The organism is Streptomyces sp. NPDC002265 (genome assembly GCF_040296125.1).
GTDB lineage: Bacteria > Actinomycetota > Actinomycetes > Streptomycetales > Streptomycetaceae > Streptomyces.
In genome coordinates, this window is record NZ_JBEOWS010000054.1 from 1 (window position 1) to 16,342 (window position 16,342).

Here is a 16,342-nt window from a genome sequence, read left to right on the forward strand (position 1 = left end):
CACCGGATGATCCCGGACGCGGCCCAGTACAACGCCTTCAACCAGATCGTCACCCACGAGAGCGGCTGGAACCACACCGCCACCAACTCCTCGTCCGGCGCCTACGGCCTCGTGCAGGCCCTGCCCGGCTCGAAGATGGCCACCGCCGGTGCCGACTGGAAGACCAACCCCGCCACCCAGATCAAGTGGGGCCTGGACTACATGAACTCCCGCTACGGCAGCCCGGTGCAGGCCTGGGACTTCTGGCAGACCCACCACTGGTACTGATCCACCGATCAGCCAGTCACCCCGGCGCGCCTACCTGAGCGCGCCATCCGCGAAGGCGGCGGCCCCCGATCCCGGGGCCGCCGCCTTCGGGCGTTTCCCGGTCCGCCCGTGGTCCACTGAGGCGATGACCACGCCGTCCGAGACACCCGAGCACGACCCCGAGGCGCGCGGCCTGCGTCTGGTGGCCGTGCTGCTGACCCTGACCGTGGTGAGCGGCCTGATCGACGCCGTGAGCTATCTCGGTCTCGGCCATGTCTTCACCGCCAACATGACCGGCAACGTCGTCGTCCTGGGCTTCGCCGCCGCGGGGGCGCCCGGCTTCTCGGTGCCGCACACGGCGGCGTCGCTGCTGTCGTTCCTGGTCGGCGCGGTGGCGGGCGGGCGCGTCGCCCGGCGGCTCGGCGAGGGTTCGCGCCGCACCTGGGCCCGGCTGACCCTCGCCGCCGAGGCGGTCCTGCTGGGCGCGTCCGCCGCGGTCGCCTTCGCCGCGCCGGGTGCCACGGGGACGACGTACACGCTCATCGTGCTCACGGCCTTCGCGATGGGGCTGCGCAACGCGACCGTCCGCAAACTGGGCGTGCCGGACCTGACGACGACCGTCCTGACGATGACCCTGACCGGCCTGGCCTCCGACTCCCGGGCCGGGGGCGGCTCGGGCCGCCACTCGCCGCGCCGTACCGCGTCGGTGGTCGCGATGGCGGTGGGCGCGCTGCTCGGCGCGTGGCTGGTGCTGCACCACGGACTGGGCGTCCCGCTGGTGGTCGCGACGGTACTGACCGGGGTGCTGGCGCTGACGTCGTCCGGCCGCGAGTGACTCCGCCCGCACCCCGCTCCGGGTCGCTCAGCCCGCGCTGACCGGCAGCTCCTTCACCCCGTTGATCCAGGCGGAGCGCAGCCGGCGCGGGTCGCCGGCCAGCCGCAGGCCGGGCAGCGCGTCGGCGACGGCGTTGAAGATCAGGTCGATCTCCAGGACGGCCAGGGACTTGCCGAGGCAGAAGTGCGGCCCGCCGCCGCCGAACCCGAGGTGGGGGTTGGGGTCCCGGGTGATGTCGAAGACGTCGGGGTGGTCGAAGACCTCGGGGTCGTGGTTGGCGGAGGCGTAGAAGAGGCCGACCCGGTCGCCCTTCCTGATCGTCCTGCCGCCCAGTTCAGTGTCCTGGGTGGCCGTCCGCTGGAAGGAGTTGACCGGTGTGGCCCAGCGCACGATCTCCTCGGCCGCCGTCGCGGGCCGCTCCGCCTTGAACAGTTCCCACTGCTCGGGGTGGGTGAGGAAGGCGTGCATGCCGTGGGTGATGGCGTTGCGGGTGGTCTCGTTCCCGGCGACGGCCAGCATCAGCACGAAGAACCCGAACTCGTCGGAGCCGAGGTTGCCCTCGTCCTCCGCCGCCACCAGGGTGGTGACGATGTCCTTGGCGGGGCACTGCTTGCGGGCGGCTGCCATGTTCATCGCGTACGCGATGATCTCGGTGGCCGACTCCTGGCCGACCTCCTCGGTGATCGCGTACTCCGGGTCGTCGTAGGCGATCATCCGGTTGGACCAGTCGAAGATCTTGGCCCGGTCCTCCTGCGGGACGCCGATGAGTTCGGCGATGGCCTGGAGGGGCAGTTCGCAGGCGACCTCGGTGACGAAGTCGAAGGTCCCGGAGCGGGCGCGCGCGTTCGCCGCGATGGCCTGCGCGCGGGCGCGCAGGTTGGCCTCCAGCGCGCGGATGGCGCGCGGGGTGAAGACCCGCTGGAGGATCTGGCGGACCCGGGTGTGCTCGGGCGGGTCCATGTTGAGCAGGATCAGCCGCTGGGCGTCGATCGCGTCGCGCTCGATGTGGTCGTTGAAGCGGATGATCGCGGTGTTGAGGTACGAGGAGAAGATCTCCGGATGCGTGGAAACGTACTTGACGTCCGCATGCCGGGTGACCGCCCAGTAGCCCTCGTCCTGGAAACCTGCCAGGTTGGACGTCTGCGGGATCCAGCGGACCGGTTCGACCCGGCGCAGCTCGGCGAACTCCGGCAGGGGCACGCGGTGTTGCAGCACATCGGGGTCGGTGAAGTCGAACCCGTCGGGAAGCGCCGGACAGGGCATCGGCAACTCACTCCGTCCATCTGACGGTCCATCAGGAATAGAGCTGCCGCGAAGGTAGTAACGGGTTCTACAAGAGGCAAGGGGTACGGCGCCCCGAATCTGCCTGCAAGACCCTTGCGGGGGTGGACGCCTCGTCAGCAGACTGCACACAGAACTAGAACACGTATCAGTTCGGAGGAGAGGACCCGCACCCATGGCCGCCGAACCCGTGATCGTCGAAGCCGTACGCACCCCCATCGGCAAGCGCGGCGGCGCGCTCGCCAACCTGCACCCGGCCTATCTGCTGGGCGAGACGTACCGCGAACTCCTCGGCCGCACCGGCATCCCCGCCGACTGCGTCGAGCAGATCGTCGGCGGCACGGTGACCCACGCCGGCGAACAGTCCATGAACCCCGCGCGCACCGCCTGGCTGACCATGGGCCTGCCCTACGAGACCGCGGCGACGACGGTCGACTGCCAGTGCGGCTCCTCGCAGCAGGCGTCCCACATGACGGCGAACATGATCGCGGCGGGCGTGATCGACGTGGGCATCTCCTGCGGTGTCGAGTCGATGTCGCGGGTGCCGCTCGGCTCCGGCTCGAAGCACGGCCCGGGGAAACCGTTCCCCGACGAGTGGAACGTGGACCTGCCCAACCAGTTCGAGGCGGCCGAGCGCATCGCCCGCCACCGCGGCCTCACCCGGGAGAACGTCGACTCCCTCGGCCTGGTCTCCCAGGAGCGGGCCGCGATCGCCTGGTCCGAGGAGCGGTTCAAGCGGGAGACGTTCGCGGTGCAGGTCCCGACCACGGAGGACGAGCAGCGGGCGGGCCAGGGCATGTGGCGCCTGGTGGACAAGGACGAAGGCCTGCGCGACACGACCGTGGAGGGCCTCTCCGCCCTGAAGCCGATCATGCCGACGGCCGTGCACACGGCCGGCAACTCCTCCCAGATCTCCGACGGCGCGGCGGCGATCATGTGGGCGTCCAAGCGTATGGCGCGCGCCCTGAAGCTGAAGCCGAGGGCGCGGATCGTCGCCCAGGCCTTGGTCGGCGCCGACCCGCACTTCCACCTCGACGGCCCCATCGACGCCACGAAGGCCGTCCTGGGCAAGGCGGGCATGTCCCTGAAGGACATCGACCTCGTCGAGATCAACGAGGCCTTCGCCTCGGTGGTGTTGAGCTGGGCCCAGGTCTTCGAGCAGGACCTGACGAAGGTCAACGTCAACGGCGGCGCGATCGCCCTGGGCCACCCGGTCGGCGCGACCGGGGCCCGCCTGATCACCACCGCCCTGCACGAACTGGAGCGCGCGGACAAGGAGTTCGCCCTCGTCACGATGTGCGCGGGCGGCGGCCTGGCCACCGGGACGATCATCCAGCGGCTGTAGTCCAGTCAAGGAACGCCGCAAACGCCGAAGGCTTGAACCTGAGCACCGGTCCGGCGAGGTCCTTGGAGTCGCGAACGGCCACGGCGGCGCCCAGGAGTTCGGCGATCTCCACGCATTCGCCGCCCTGGTCGCTGCTGTAGCTGGACTTACGCCAATTGCTCTCCATAGCGTTCCTCCGTCACGCGCCGAATCAGCTCTGCCGAGTCCCTGAGGGAGAGGGCGGTGGCCCGCAGATGATCGTAACGGAGCGAACAGACCTTGACGGTGTCCGGGTTGGCGGTCGGGTGCGCGCTTCCGTAGCCCTCGGTGTAGACGATGGTCGGATCACTCTCGAACCGGAAGAGGGTGAACGAGCCTGTCAGCCCTGCGTGGGCACCGACCGAGAACGGCAGCACCTGAACGTTGATCCGAGGGTTGTTCTCGAACGCCAACAGGTGATCCAGTTGGGCGCGCATGATGTCCGGTCCACCGATCTCCTGACGCAGGGCGGCTTCACTGAGCACCACCCAGAAGACAGGCGGCTCACCCTTGTCGAAGATGCCCTGACGGGCCAACCGTACGGCGGTGCGGTCGTCGAGGTCGGCGTCGTCCAGCGCACCGAGCACGGCACGCGCGTACTCCGGCGCCTGCACCAGCCCATGAACCATGGTTGCCTGGAAGGCACAGATCTCCGTCGCCCGCACCTCCAACTCGGCCACCTGTTGAAACCAGGCCGGGAGTTGGCTGCGCATCACGAGGGCGACGAGGCGTGACAGCAGCCCGCCCGTGCCCAGTGCCGCGTCCACGCGCTCGCTGAACTCGGGGGTGGGCAGCTTCCTGGCGGTCTCGATCTGCCCGACCAGTGACCCCGTGTAGTTGACGATGTCGCCGAGCTGCCGCTGGGTGAGCCCGGCGGCCTCGCGATGTCGCCGCAGTTCGAAGCCGTAGTAGTCGAGCGGTGAGGCTCCCGGGTCGAGGACGTTGATGTGGGTCACGCGCGGCCCCCTCTGACGTAACTCGGTCCACCGCAGGACCTGTTGTATCCGTGCGGTAGCCCAGAGTAGTTGCCCGAGGTCAGGCTCGTACCGTGAACGGATTCATTCCCCCTGCCCTCGCGGGCCCGCGTCCGCCCCAGTACCGGATGCACCTCACCGTCGGTGCGCACTCGGCGCGGCACATCCGCCGGATCGCCCGCTCCTGTCTGGCCGAGTGGGGCCTGCCGCACCTGACCGACACCGTGGAACTGGCCCTGACGGAACTGGTCGCCAACGTCGTACGCCACGTACCGGACAGACGCTGCACGATCGCGCTGCTGCCACAGCCGGCGGGGGTACGGGTGGAGGTGACGGACGGCGCCGCCCGACTCCCCCTGCCGCAGGGCGACGTACGGCCGGATTCGGAAACCGGCCGCGGCCTCGCCCTGCTGGAAGCACTGGTGGACAAGTGGGGCGTGGACCAGACCCCGGAGGACGGCAAGACCGTGTGGTTCGAGTCCGGCACGGCAGGCGCCGGGCCGCGGCGTTAGTCTTTGCTGCTCCGTGCCGGGGTGACCGCCCCCGCCCGCCGCCCGAACGGTGAAGGACCAGCATTGACCTCCATACCCAGGCCCGGTCGCGACCGACTGCCCTCGTTGACCGGACTGCGCTTCTGGGCCGCTCTGCTGGTCGTGCTGTACCACCTGTCCCGTCAGGTCGGCACCGTGCCGGTGGTCAGCGAGGTCGCCTGGTACGGCCGCAGCGGGGTCACGTTCTTCTTCGTGCTGTCGGGATTCGTCCTGGCCTGGACGTACGACGGCGCGAACGTCCCCGCCCGGGTGTTCCTGTGGCGGCGCTTCGCGCGGATCTGGCCGCTGCTCGCCGTCAGCGTCGCGCTGTCGGTCGCCGTGTGGACGGTCATGGACCAGGCCGTGTCACTCAAGGCGGTGGCCGCGACGCTGCTGCTGGTGCACGCATGGGTGCCCGTACCGGTCATCTTCAAGGGCGGCAACCCGGCGGCCTGGTCGCTCAGCGACGAGGCCTGGTTCTATCTGGTCTTCCCCGCGCTGCTGGCGCTGCTCGCGGGGCGCCGCGCCCGGGTGTGGGCGTGGACGGCCGCCGCCGTCGTCTGTGCCGCGCTCGCGCTGTGGCCCGCGCTGTCCGGTCTGCCGCCCGTCACCCGCGCCTGGGCCCTGGACTATCTGCCGCTGACGCGTTCCCTCCAGTTCGTGCTGGGGGTGGTGGCCGGACTCGCGCTCAAGCGCGGCTGGCGGCCCCGGCTGCCGCTGCCGGTGGCCGTCGCCCTCGTCGTCGGCTGGCACCTGGCGCTGATCCCCTGGTCGGACGCGGTACCGGACTCCCTCTGGTACAGCCCCTACACCGCCTCGCAGTGGCTCTCGGCGCCGGTCTTCGCGGCCCTGATCTGCTCGGCGGCCCGTGCCGACCTGGAGGGGCGGCGCACCGGGCTGGGCGGGCCCTGGATGATCCGGCTCGGGCACTGGTCGTTCGCCTGGTACCTCCTGCACGAGATCGTGATCCGGTCCGCGGTGTTCCTGTGGGGCAAGCCCGCCCCCGGCCAGGCCACGCTCGTCTTCTGGGCCGGTGTCCTGACGGTCAGCCTCGGCGCCGCGGGGCTGGCGTACCAGTGGGTGGAGCACCCCGCCGAGCGCCGGCTGCGCAGCCTTCTCGGCCGGACCCCGAAAACCCAGGCCCAGGCCCACCCGTCCGAGCGGGTGCCGAGCTCGCGCTGACGGCGCCGGGGGCGACAAGGATCACAGCGGGCGGCCGGAAAACACCTCCCGAACGGGGCAGACGTACCTGCATACACGGCTTTTAGGTGCAGCATGCATCTGTTTGCGCACCGGGCGTAAGCGGATCAAAGGCTCGTATGGTCGCCTCCTGGCCCGCCCAGGGCCGTGTCCCTGTCCCCGTCGAAAGGTAGGCGAGCGAAGTTTTGTCGGCCGTCACCGTCGCAGTTCCCCAGGCTCCCAGGACCATCAGCAGGACCCGTGAGGTCACCACCACCGACCCCGCCCTCGTCCGGCGCGCGGTGAAGGCCGCCGCGCTGGGCAACGCGATGGAGTGGTTCGACTTCGGCGTCTACAGCTACATCGCCGTCACCCTGGGCAAGGTCTTCTTCCCCTCGGGCAACCCGACCGCGCAGTTGCTGTCCACGTTCGGCGCCTTCGCCGCGGCCTTCCTGGTCCGCCCGCTCGGCGGCATGGTCTTCGGCCCGCTCGGCGACCGCATCGGCCGGCAGAAGGTCCTCGCGCTCACCATGATCATGATGGCGGCGGGCACGTTCGCGATCGGCCTGATCCCGTCGTACGGCACGATCGGCGTCGGCGCTCCCCTGCTGCTCCTGCTGGCCCGCCTGGTGCAGGGCTTCTCGACCGGCGGCGAGTACGCGGGCGCGTCCACCTTCATCGCCGAGTACGCGCCGGACAAGCGGCGCGGCTTCCTCGGAAGCTGGCTGGAGTTCGGCACGCTGGCCGGGTACATCGGCGGCGCGGGTCTGGTGACCCTGATGACCGCGCTGCTGTCCTCCGCGGACCTGGTGTCCTGGGGCTGGCGGATCCCGTTCCTGATCGCGGGCCCGATGGGCATCATCGGCCTGTATCTGCGGATGCGCCTGGAGGAGACCCCGGCGTTCCGGGCGGAGCTGGCGAAGTCCGAGGCGAGCCGCCCGAAGGTGCCGCTGCGCGAGATGGTCGTGGGCCAGTGGCGGACGCTGCTGCTGTGCATGGGGCTCGTCCTGGTCTTCAACGTCTCCGACTACATGCTCCTGTCGTACATGCCGAGCTATCTGACCAGCGAGCTCGAGTACGACGAGACGCACGGCCTGCTGGTCGTGCTGGGTGTGATGGCGCTGATGATGATCGTGCAGCCCTTCGCCGGCGCGCTGACCGACCGGATCGGCCGCCGCCCGGTGATCGCGGCCGGCTGCGCGGGCTTCCTGCTCCTGTCCGTCCCGGCCGTGCTGCTGATCCGCCAGGGCAGCCTGCTCGCGGTCGGCCTCGGCATGGGCGCCCTCGGCCTGCTCCTGGTCTGCTTCACGGCCTCGATGCCGGCGGCCCTGCCCGCGCTGTTCCCGACGAGGGTCCGCTACGGCTCGCTGTCCATCGGCTTCAACGTGTCGGTGTCACTCTTCGGCGGCACCACCCCGCTGGTGGTGACCGCCCTGATCGGCGCGACCGGGAACATGATGATGCCCGCCTACTACCTGATGGCCGCGGCCGTCGTCGGCGGTGTCGCGGTCTGGTACATGGTGGAGTCGGCGGGCCGGCCGCTGCCCGGTTCGGCACCGGCGGTCGAGTCCGGGGCGGCAGCGGCGGGCGAGACCGGGTCGTAGGCGGCGGGCAGATCCGCGCCGTCGACGGCTGGCGGGTCCGCGTCGTAGGCGGCGGGCGAGTCCGCGTCGTAGGCGGCGGGCGAGTCCGCGTCGTAGGCGGCGGGCGAGTCTGCTGCGTGACGGGACGGACTGCGCGACCATGGGAGGGGGCACCCGAGGTGGCCCCTCCCCTCGGCGCGTCGGCGTCCCGCAGGCCCCGCCCCGGCCGGAGGCCGACGGCGGGCACGGTGACGGGGACTCGTCCGTGACCGCATCCGTCGGCCCACGTGGCCGGCATCTCCGACCGTAGCCATCTCCAGGCAGGGATACGAAAGGTAGAGCGCATGAGCGGGTCTCAGCTCTGGGACGACGTCGACTTCTACTTCTCCACCCATCTGGCGCCGGACGACGAGGCCCTCCAGGCGGCCGTGCGGGACAGCGAGGCCGCCGGGCTCCCGCACATCGCCGTCACCCCGCCCCAGGGCAAGCTGCTCCAGCTGCTGGCCCGGATCCAGGGGGCCCGCACCATCCTGGAGATCGGCACGCTCGGCGGCTACAGCACCATCTGGCTGGCCCGCGCGCTCCCGGCCGACGGCCGGCTGATCTCCCTGGAGTACAGCGCCCGGCACGCCGAGATCGCGTGCCGCAACATCGCCCGCGCGGGTCTGGAGCGGATCGTCGAGGTGCGCGTCGGCCCGGCCCTGGAGTCGCTGCCCAAGCTCGCCGACGAGAACCCGGCCCCGTTCGACATCGTCTTCATCGACGCCGACAAGGCCAACAACGCGAACTACGTGGAGTGGGCGATGCGGCTCACCCGCGCGGGCAGCCTGATCATCGTCGACAACGTCGTGCGCGGCGGCCGCGTGATCGACTCGGAGAGCAGCGAACCGGACATCGAGGGCACCCGGGCCGCCATCGAGCTGATGTCCGCCCACCCGCGGCTGAGCGCCACGGCGATCCAGACGGTGGGCAGCAAGGGGTACGACGGTTTCGCGCTGGCCAGGGTGCTGGAGCAGCCCGAGGAGCCCGAGTAGGGGCCTGTCGGACAGGCTGGGGCTCCGGGGCCGACGGCAGCCCCTGCCAGGGGCTACGCCTCGTGGTAGAAGCCCACGTTGACGCTGCGCGGGCCGGTGCGGTCCCGGATGATGATCTCGCCGGCCCCGCCCCGCGGCAGCTGCACGCTCCCGCCGTACGCGATCGTCTGGGCGTACTCCCCGACGGTCAGCAGCACCTCGGAGGAGGGGTCCGGCTGCGAGCCGCGCAGCCACGACACATGCCAGGTTCCCTCGGGGCCGCACAGGAACTCCAGGTGGACCCGCGAGACGAACAGCCAGTCGTCCGGCGTCGCGAGCCGGCAGACGGAAGCATCCCGGCCCACCCGCAGCACGGCGCCGGGTTCGCTCGGCGCGTCGGCCATGAGCATGCCGGCCGTGGCACCGACGTCCGCCCCGGAGACGGAGGCCATGGTGAGTTCGAGCACGTGCGCTCCTTCTGGAATGTCCTTGTACGGCGGCCTGGTTGGCGCACCGCCGCCGCATGATAAATCGCCCGGCGGTACCGCGTCCGGCACAATGGACTCATGACCGAGCGAAAGCCACCGGGGGTCCCGTTCGAGTCCTGGGTCGACAAGCAGATCCGTGATGCGCAGGCGCGCGGCGAGTTCGCCCACCTGGAAGGGGCGGGCCGGCCGCTGCCGGAGGTCACGGACACGACGTACGACGAACTGTGGTGGATCAAGAGGAAGATGGCCCGTGAGGGCCTCTCCGTGCTGCCACCCGCGCTCGCGCTGCGCAAAGAGGCCGAGGACGCCCTCGCGGCGGCCTACGCGGCGCCCTCCGAGCTGATCGTCCGCAGGATCCTCACGGACGTCAACGCGAAGATCCGCGAGATGATGTTCAAGCCGCCGCCCGGCCCCCCGCTGGGCAAGAAGCCGTACGACGTCGACGAGGTCGTACGGGAGTGGCGGGAGCGCCGGGCGGCGATCGACTCCGGTGGTACGGGCGGTACGGGTGGCACTACGGGCGGTACGGGGGCGGCCGGGGGCGCGCCCGCTACGGGCGGCGCGGGCGGCCCGGGGGTCCCGCGTGCGGCGGGCGCCTCGGACGACGCGGCGCGCGGGTCACACGCGTAGCAGACGCTCCGCCAGTTCGCGGTACTCCCGCAGGACCAGGCGGAGTTGCTCCGTGTCGTTCCCCCTCGCCGTGCCGGTCACGCCCCCTGCGGGCTGATCGGCGGCCTTGTCCGTGGCCGCGTCCGTGGCCTTGTCCGTGGACCGTCCCGTGGACTTCCCGGTCGCCTTGTCCGGGGACTGCCAGGACGTACGCAGCGTCCGGCGGTGCCTGGCCACGGCCTCGGTGAAGCGGGCGGCGATCTCCTCCAGCACCTGGTCGGCCTCCTCCACGGAGCCCCGGGGCTCGTCGACGAACGCGGCGACCGCCTGCCGGAGGCGGAGCGTGAGCTTGTCGGACTCGTCGTGAGCGAGGAGCGCGGCGGGACCGGCGCTGTCCGGGTGGCGCTCGGGGGCCTCGGCCGCCCTGGGAGCCTCGGTCGTGCCGGTCGTGCCGGTGGTACCGGTCGCCCTGGGGGCGGCAGGCGCCTCGGGTGGCCTGGGCGGGACAGGCGCCCCGGTCGCCCCGGTGGTCCCGGCCGTCCCGGCGGTCCTGCGTGTCTCGTTCGTCCTGCGCGTCTCGGATGCCTCGGGCGGCTCGGGCGTGCCGGACGGCTGCCGCGCGTCCGTGCCCGTGCCGTCGGTCACCGGTCGCCCGGATTCGGACATGTGGCTCAACTCCCCTTCGCTTGACGCCTGGTGAACGCCCACGGGGTGCCGTGGCCGTCGGATCGGGCCGGGGTGCGCCGGTCGTCCGGCGCCGTCCCGGAGCGGTGACCGCTGCCGGAGCGGTGGCCGTTGCCCCGGCCGGCCGGAGCCACCAGTTCGGCGAAGAGACCGCGGGCCTCGACCAGCGCCTCCCGCATCTCCTCGGTGCCCGCGCCGCCGCTCCCGGCCTTCGCCGGCACGACCACGACCCGGTGCACCCGGCGGTAGCCCTGCACATGGTCGGCATGGTGCACGGAGAGCGCCGCGAGCTGCTCCTCGTACTGCGCGCCGTCCGGGAAGCCGCGGGCGCTGGCCAGTTCCGCGATGAGCCGGTCCGCGTCGGCGACCGCCTCGCGCGGCGAGTCGACGAACCGTTCCTGGACGGCCGTCCAGCGAGCCTCGTACCGTTCGCGCTCGGCCGGCTCCAGCGGCCGCTCGCGCAGTCCGCCGTGCCGCTCGACGCGTTCGGTCAACTCCCGCTCGGCCCGCTGCACATCGCCGTCGTATCCGGCCACGGTCCGTTCGTACTCGGGCCCGAAGCGCCGCTTCAGACCGCCGCCGTGCGCGCCCCGGGCCCGCAGGGCCAGGACGGCCGTCACCGCGACGACGGCCACCACGATCAATATCAGAGCGATCATCACGCCTGTCGACATGGCTGCCTTCCGTGTCTCGGCCCAACGGGCCGGTTCCTGAACCGGGTTACCCGGAAGACCCCGCCCAAACGGCGGCCGCGCCGGACCGAGCCGGGAGCAACACGGCACGACGGCCGCCCGGTTCGCCGGTATTCGCTTGCGGTCCCGGCGGGGCCGCCGCCGAGAATGTCGGTCATGACCTGGACCGTCGCCCCCGAGGCCTTCGACTCGCCCGTGGCCGCCGCCCTCTGGCGGGCCTACTACACCGAGGTCAGCGACCGCTGGTACCTGCTGCACGAGGGCCGCCGCACCGACCCGGACGAGCTGGAGCGCGAGATCGCCGCGAACACCGGCGCCGAACTCGCCCCGCCGGACGGCCGGCTGCTGGTCGCCCGGTACGGGGGTGAGCCCGCCGGCAGCGCGGGCGTACGGCTGCTGGAGGCCACGACGGCCGAGCTGACCCGGGTGTTCCTGTATCCGGGGATGCGCGGCCGGGGCGGGGCCGCGCTGCTGGTGTCGGCGGCCGAGGACGCCGCCCGCGCCCTCGGGGCCACCCGGCTGGTGCTCGACACCCGCGGCGACCTGACCGAGGCACGCGCCCTGTACGCGCGGCTCGGCTACACCGAGACCGGGCCGTACAAGGAGGACCCGTACGCCGAGCACTGGTTCCGCAAGCAGCTCGCGTAGGCCCGGGCGGCCGGGGACGGGAGGGACGCCCGGGGAGCACCCGACTGCCGGGACGCCCGGGACGCCCGGGGGCGGGCCGGAAGGGGCCGGGGCTCAGCCGACGCCGGGGGACCCGGCGCGGACGCCGGGGGCCGCCCCGCTGTGCGGCTGCTCCTGGTCCGAGCCGCACAGTTCGTCGTTGAGCTCCTTGACCAGCTGGACCAGGTCGGTGGGCCGGTCGGGCCCCCACCAGTCGCCGAGCAGCTCGGCCAGCGACTCCTCGCGGGCCTTCGCCAGCCGGTCGGCGACCTCGCGCCCCTGCGCGGTCAGGCTGAGGTCGAGGCCCTCGCGTACGGCCAGACGGCGCTCCTCCGTCTGCCGGGCGGCTTCGATGACGACCGTCATCGGGATCGAGATGCGCTCGGCCAGCACTCCCGGCTCGACCGAGCCGTACTTCTTCATCCGCAGCAGCAGCCAGCTCGCGGCGGGCAGCAGGTCGTAGCCCGCCCGCTCGGTGATCTTCCGGTAGATCTCGTGCCGTCCCTCGCGCGTGCCGAGCGTGGACAGCGCCCGGCACACCTCGTCGTACGACGAACGCTCGACGGGGTTGGTGGCGAGGGTCTCCGAGAGGTCGGGCGCCGTGACCGAGCCGCGCAGCGGGTCCTCCTTCAGGAACCACGCCAGGACGAAGCCGAGGAGCGCGACGGGAGCCGCGTAGAGGAAGACGTCGGTGATGGAGGCGGCGAAGGCGTGCAGGGCGGCCGGGCGCAGGGGAGCCGGCAGGGCGGCGATGCCGCGCGGGTCGGCCTGCAGGGAGTCCGCCGAGAGACCGGGCGGAAGACGGGCGCCCCGGAAGGCGTCGGTCAGTTTGTCGGCCAGCCGGCCGGCGAAGACCGAGCCGAAGATGGCGACGCCGAAGGAGGCGCCGATGGAGCGGAAGAAGGTGGCGCCGGAGGTGGCGACGCCGAGATCCTCGTAGGGGACGGCGTTCTGCACGATGAGGACCAGGACCTGCATGACCAGGCCGAGTCCCAGGCCGAAGACGAAGAAGTAGACGCTCATCTCGGCGGTGGAGCTGTTCTCGTCCAGCTTGTGCAGCAGGAGCAGGCCGATGGTGGTGACGCCGGTGCCCGCGACCGGGAACACCTTCCAGCGGCCGGTGCGGCTGACGATCTGCCCGGAGAGCGTCGAGGACAGCAGCATGCCGACCACCATCGGCAACATGTAGAGGCCGGAGACGGTCGGGGAGATGCCGTGGACGACCTGGAGGAAGGTCGGCAGGTAGGTCATCGCGCCGAACATGGCGAAGCCGACGATGAAGCTGATGGCGGCGGCGAGCGTGAAGGTGCGGATGCCGAAGAGCTTGAGCGGCAGCACCGGCTCGGCCGCCCGCCGCTCGACCAGCACGAACGCCAGCGCCAGGACCACGCCCAGCGCCAGGAGGCCGATGATCTGCGGCGAGGCCCACGCCCAGGTCGTGCCGCCGAGCGAGGCGACCAGCACCAGGCAGGTGGCCACGGCGGCGATCAGGAAGGTGCCGAGGTAGTCGATGACGTGCGGGGTGGATTTGCGCGGGATGTGCAGGACGGTCGCGATCACCGCGAGCGCGACGACACCGACCGGCAGGTTGACGTAGAAGACCCAGCGCCAGCTCAGCTGCTCGGTGAACACCCCGCCCAGCAGCGGGCCGAGCACACTGGTCGCGCCGAACACCGCGCCGAACAGGCCCTGGTAGCGGCCGCGGTCCCGGGGCGGGACGATGTCGCCCACGATCGCCATCGACAGCACCATCAACCCGCCGCCACCCAGGCCCTGGAGCGCGCGGAAGCCGATCAGCTCCGCCATGTTCTGCGCCATGCCGCACAGCGCCGAGCCGACCAGGAAGATCACGATCGCGGACTGGAACAGCCTTTTGCGCCCGTACTGGTCGCCCAGTTTTCCCCACAGCGGGGTCGCCGCGGTCGAGGCCAGCAGATAAGCCGTGACCACCCAGGACAGGTGCTCCAGGCCGCCGAGGTCGCTGACGATGGTGGGCAGCGCCGTCGACACGATGGTCTGGTCGAGGGCGGCGAGGAACATGCCGAGCAGCAGGGCGCCGATCGAGACGAGGATGTTGCCGGACACGTGCTGTTGCGCCGCGTCCCCCGTCCTGGCGTGCGCGTCCACGGCCATGGAGACCTCCTGAGGCAATCGTGACCTCTCCATCGTGGTGGGTCTGACCGTTTATGGCCTGTTGAGCCCTGCCGGGCCCCTGTAATCCGGGGGGAGTCCGGTCAATGGCCGCGCGAAGGGTCTGCATAATCTCTGGTGTTCGCATGGGGAGGGAACGAACACGTGGACGAACGTGGGACCGAGGGCGCGGCCGGTCCGTACCGGGGTGGGCACGGAGGCGGGCGATGGTGCCCGTGGTGCGGCGAGCCGCGAGGGGCGGACAACGCCCCGTCGTGCCTGTGCGCACAGCAGACGGCCGAACACGTGGACGGACGTGCGACCGAGAGCGCGGCCGTCCCGCACCAAGGCGGGCACGGAGGCGGGCGATGGTGCCCGTGGTGCGGCGAGCCGCGAGGGGCGGACAACGCCCCGTCGTGCCTGTGCGCACAGCAGACGGCCGACGCGCTGCACGACACGCGCGCGGCGGAGGCGGCCGCGGTGGAGGGCTTCGACCCGCCGACCCGAATACGGCCCTACGTCGAGCTGGAGGACGACCCGGCCGGCCTCGCCCAGCACGCCGCGCACTCCACGCAGTCCGCCCACTCCACTCAGTCCGGGCACCCCGCGCAGCCCGCGCAACCGGAGTGGTCCGCGCAGCCGGAGTGGTCCGGGCAGCCCGCGCAGCCGGAGTGGTCCGGGCAGTCCGCGCAGCCGGAGTGGTCCGGGCAGCCCGCACAACCGGAGTGGTCCGGGCAGCCGGAGCAGACCGCGGCCGCACAGGACGCGGCACCGGCGGCAGGCGGCACGGCGGAGCCGGTGTACGGCTCGGTGCCGGGAACGGTGGACGGCTCGCTGCCGGGGGCGGTGAACGGTCCGGTGCCCGGGGCGATGGACGGCTCACTGCCAGGAGCGGTGGACGGCTCGGCGTCCGGCTCGTCGTCCGGGGCGGTGTCCGAAGCGGTGGACGGTCCGGCGCGGAAGTCCGCGGCCGTGCCGTCGGCCGACGCGGACGTCACCACGACCCCGCGCCGGGTCAAGGCGGCCCGGGGGCTGCCCACACCCCTCGCACCGTCGCCGGGTACGCCGGACGCCGACGACCTGAGCCTGTTCGAGGGGGCTCAGCGGGAGCCGCGGGCGGGCACGTCCGCGTTCGACGTGACGTACGACACCCGGTACGACACCCCCGCGCCGCGGGCCGGGCGCCGTCGCCGCGCGGTGCTGCTCGGGGCGGGAGCGGTCGTGGCGGTGGCGGCAGCGGCCGGTCTCACCGGCGGGCTGTTCTCCTCCGACACGCCCGCGCAGGAGGCCGCGGCCTCGGCCGACGTAGAAGTGGCCGCGCCGGACGCCTCGGCCGACGGGGCCGGCGCGGACTCCGCCGACGCGACCGCGGACTCCGCGAAGCCGTCGACGTCCGCTTCGCCGTCCGCGTCGTCGTCGCCGAGCGAGAGCGCCTCGGCGTCGCCGTCGGAGTCGGAGTCGAAGTCGGCGCCCAGCGCCTCCCCCTCGACGTCCCGCCCGGCCGAACCAACCGCGACCGCGACGAGGACCGGCACGCCCTCCTCCCCGGCGCCCGGGGGCGGCGGCCAGACTGCGGCCCCGGTCCTGCGCCTCGGCGACAGCGGCCCGGAGGTGGCCGAGCTCCAGCAGCGGCTGCAGCAGCTGCGTCTCTACAACGGCAGGATCGACGGCCGGTTCACCAACCGCGTCGACTACGCCCTGCGCACCTACCAGTGGGCGAGGGGTGTACGCAGCGACGCGCCGGGCGTGTACGGCGCGGAGACCAGGGAGAAGCTGGAGTCGGAGACGTCGTAGCCCTGACCGGGTCCCTGCGGGCGCGCACGACCGCGCCCGCGGAGGCGTGACCGCGTCAGCGGGCCCACGTCCGGCGGCGGCAGGACCGCGTCCGCAAAGGCAGGACCGCGTCCGGCGGGGGCTCGACCGCGCCCGCGGGAGGCAAGGCGCCGTCCGCCAGGCGTAGGGCGGCGTCCCCGAGGGCAGGACCGCGTCCGACGGGGGCACAACCGCGCCCGCGGGGAGGCATGGCGCCGTCCGCAAGGGGCAGACCGCGCCCGCGACGGGGATGGCGC

16 protein-coding genes and 1 pseudogene are annotated in these 16,342 nt (G+C 72.2%); 10 read left to right on the top strand and 7 right to left on the bottom strand.

Going from position 1 to position 16,342, the window contains the following annotated elements:
- Window positions 1-267: aggregation-promoting factor C-terminal-like domain-containing protein (locus tag ABT085_RS12785; protein ID WP_351605438.1), on the top strand; the 267-nt coding region annotated here is incomplete at its 5' end.
- Between the two features lie 124 nt (window positions 268-391).
- Window positions 392-1,081 (top strand): YoaK family protein, encoded by a 690-nt coding sequence (locus ABT085_RS12790; RefSeq protein WP_351605440.1) that lies wholly within the window; start codon window positions 392-394, stop codon window positions 1,079-1,081.
- A gap of 27 nt (window positions 1,082-1,108) precedes the next feature.
- Here the strand turns inward: ABT085_RS12790 and ABT085_RS12795 are convergent, their stop codons facing one another.
- Window positions 1,109-2,344, bottom strand: coding sequence for a cytochrome P450 (locus tag ABT085_RS12795; protein WP_351605442.1), 1,236 nt, complete (start codon window positions 2,342-2,344; stop codon window positions 1,109-1,111).
- Window positions 2,345-2,537: 193 nt separating this feature from the next.
- Here ABT085_RS12795 and ABT085_RS12800 point away from each other — a divergent pair, with 193 nt between their 5' ends.
- Entirely contained in the window at window positions 2,538-3,707 is a 1,170-nt protein-coding gene (locus ABT085_RS12800) for a steroid 3-ketoacyl-CoA thiolase (RefSeq protein ID WP_351605445.1), read from the top strand.
- Here the strand turns inward: ABT085_RS12800 and ABT085_RS12805 are convergent.
- Together ABT085_RS12805 and ABT085_RS12810 are read right to left on the bottom strand one after the other, a co-directional pair.
- On the bottom strand, window positions 3,691-3,873 hold the full coding sequence (locus tag ABT085_RS12805) for a DUF397 domain-containing protein (protein WP_351605447.1): 183 nt from the start codon (window positions 3,871-3,873) through the stop codon (window positions 3,691-3,693). The two genes, ABT085_RS12800 and ABT085_RS12805, sit on opposite strands and share 17 nt — an antisense overlap.
- Window positions 3,854-4,681, bottom strand: a complete 828-nt coding sequence (locus ABT085_RS12810; RefSeq protein ID WP_351605450.1) for a helix-turn-helix domain-containing protein — start codon at window positions 4,679-4,681, stop codon at window positions 3,854-3,856. Before ABT085_RS12810 ends, ABT085_RS12805 begins: the two co-directional genes overlap by 20 nt.
- 92 nt (window positions 4,682-4,773) lie before the next feature.
- Here ABT085_RS12810 and ABT085_RS12815 point away from each other — a divergent pair, with 92 nt between their 5' ends.
- The 4 genes from ABT085_RS12815 (at window position 4,774) to ABT085_RS12830 (ending at window position 9,025) form a co-directional block, all read left to right on the top strand.
- Entirely contained in the window at window positions 4,774-5,211 is a 438-nt protein-coding gene (locus tag ABT085_RS12815) for an ATP-binding protein (RefSeq protein ID WP_351605453.1), read from the top strand.
- A 63-nt stretch (window positions 5,212-5,274) separates the two neighbouring features.
- Complete coding sequence (locus tag ABT085_RS12820; RefSeq protein ID WP_351605456.1) at window positions 5,275-6,411, top strand: acyltransferase family protein; 1,137 nt, start codon at window positions 5,275-5,277, stop codon at window positions 6,409-6,411.
- A gap of 203 nt (window positions 6,412-6,614) precedes the next feature.
- Window positions 6,615-8,012, top strand: a complete 1,398-nt coding sequence (gene proP, locus ABT085_RS12825; RefSeq protein ID WP_502982717.1) for a glycine betaine/L-proline transporter ProP — start codon at window positions 6,615-6,617, stop codon at window positions 8,010-8,012.
- A gap of 323 nt (window positions 8,013-8,335) precedes the next feature.
- A complete protein-coding gene (locus tag ABT085_RS12830; RefSeq protein WP_351605458.1) occupies window positions 8,336-9,025 on the top strand; it encodes an O-methyltransferase in 690 nt (229 codons plus the stop codon).
- A gap of 53 nt (window positions 9,026-9,078) precedes the next feature.
- Here ABT085_RS12830 and ABT085_RS12835 read toward each other — a convergent pair whose 3' ends face one another.
- Window positions 9,079-9,471, bottom strand: a complete 393-nt coding sequence (locus ABT085_RS12835; RefSeq protein ID WP_351605461.1) for a hypothetical protein — start codon at window positions 9,469-9,471, stop codon at window positions 9,079-9,081.
- Window positions 9,472-9,570: 99 nt separating this feature from the next.
- Here ABT085_RS12835 and ABT085_RS12840 point away from each other — a divergent pair.
- A pseudogene (locus tag ABT085_RS12840) lies at window positions 9,571-9,990 on the top strand (DnaJ family domain-containing protein); the annotation flags it as partial.
- Window positions 9,991-10,110: 120 nt separating this feature from the next.
- Here ABT085_RS12840 and ABT085_RS12845 read toward each other — a convergent pair.
- Together ABT085_RS12845 and ABT085_RS12850 are read right to left on the bottom strand one after the other, a co-directional pair.
- A complete protein-coding gene (locus ABT085_RS12845) occupies window positions 10,111-10,767 on the bottom strand; it encodes a hypothetical protein (RefSeq protein WP_351605463.1) in 657 nt (218 codons plus the stop codon).
- Window positions 10,768-10,772: 5 nt separating this feature from the next.
- Window positions 10,773-11,459 carry a hypothetical protein gene (locus ABT085_RS12850; RefSeq protein ID WP_351605466.1) on the bottom strand — a complete coding sequence of 229 codons (687 nt, stop codon included), beginning with the start codon at window positions 11,457-11,459 and terminating at the stop codon, window positions 10,773-10,775.
- Between the two features lie 174 nt (window positions 11,460-11,633).
- Between ABT085_RS12850 and ABT085_RS12855 the strand changes: the two genes are divergently transcribed.
- Entirely contained in the window at window positions 11,634-12,125 is a 492-nt protein-coding gene (locus ABT085_RS12855; protein ID WP_351605469.1) for a GNAT family N-acetyltransferase, read from the top strand.
- A 93-nt stretch (window positions 12,126-12,218) separates the two neighbouring features.
- Here the strand turns inward: ABT085_RS12855 and ABT085_RS12860 are convergent, their stop codons facing one another.
- A complete protein-coding gene (locus ABT085_RS12860) occupies window positions 12,219-14,276 on the bottom strand; it encodes an MDR family MFS transporter (protein WP_351605472.1) in 2,058 nt (685 codons plus the stop codon).
- A gap of 303 nt (window positions 14,277-14,579) precedes the next feature.
- Here ABT085_RS12860 and ABT085_RS12865 point away from each other — a divergent pair, with 303 nt between their 5' ends.
- A complete protein-coding gene (locus tag ABT085_RS12865) occupies window positions 14,580-16,067 on the top strand; it encodes a peptidoglycan-binding protein (RefSeq protein ID WP_351605475.1) in 1,488 nt (495 codons plus the stop codon).
- Window positions 16,068-16,342 lie beyond the last annotated feature (275 nt).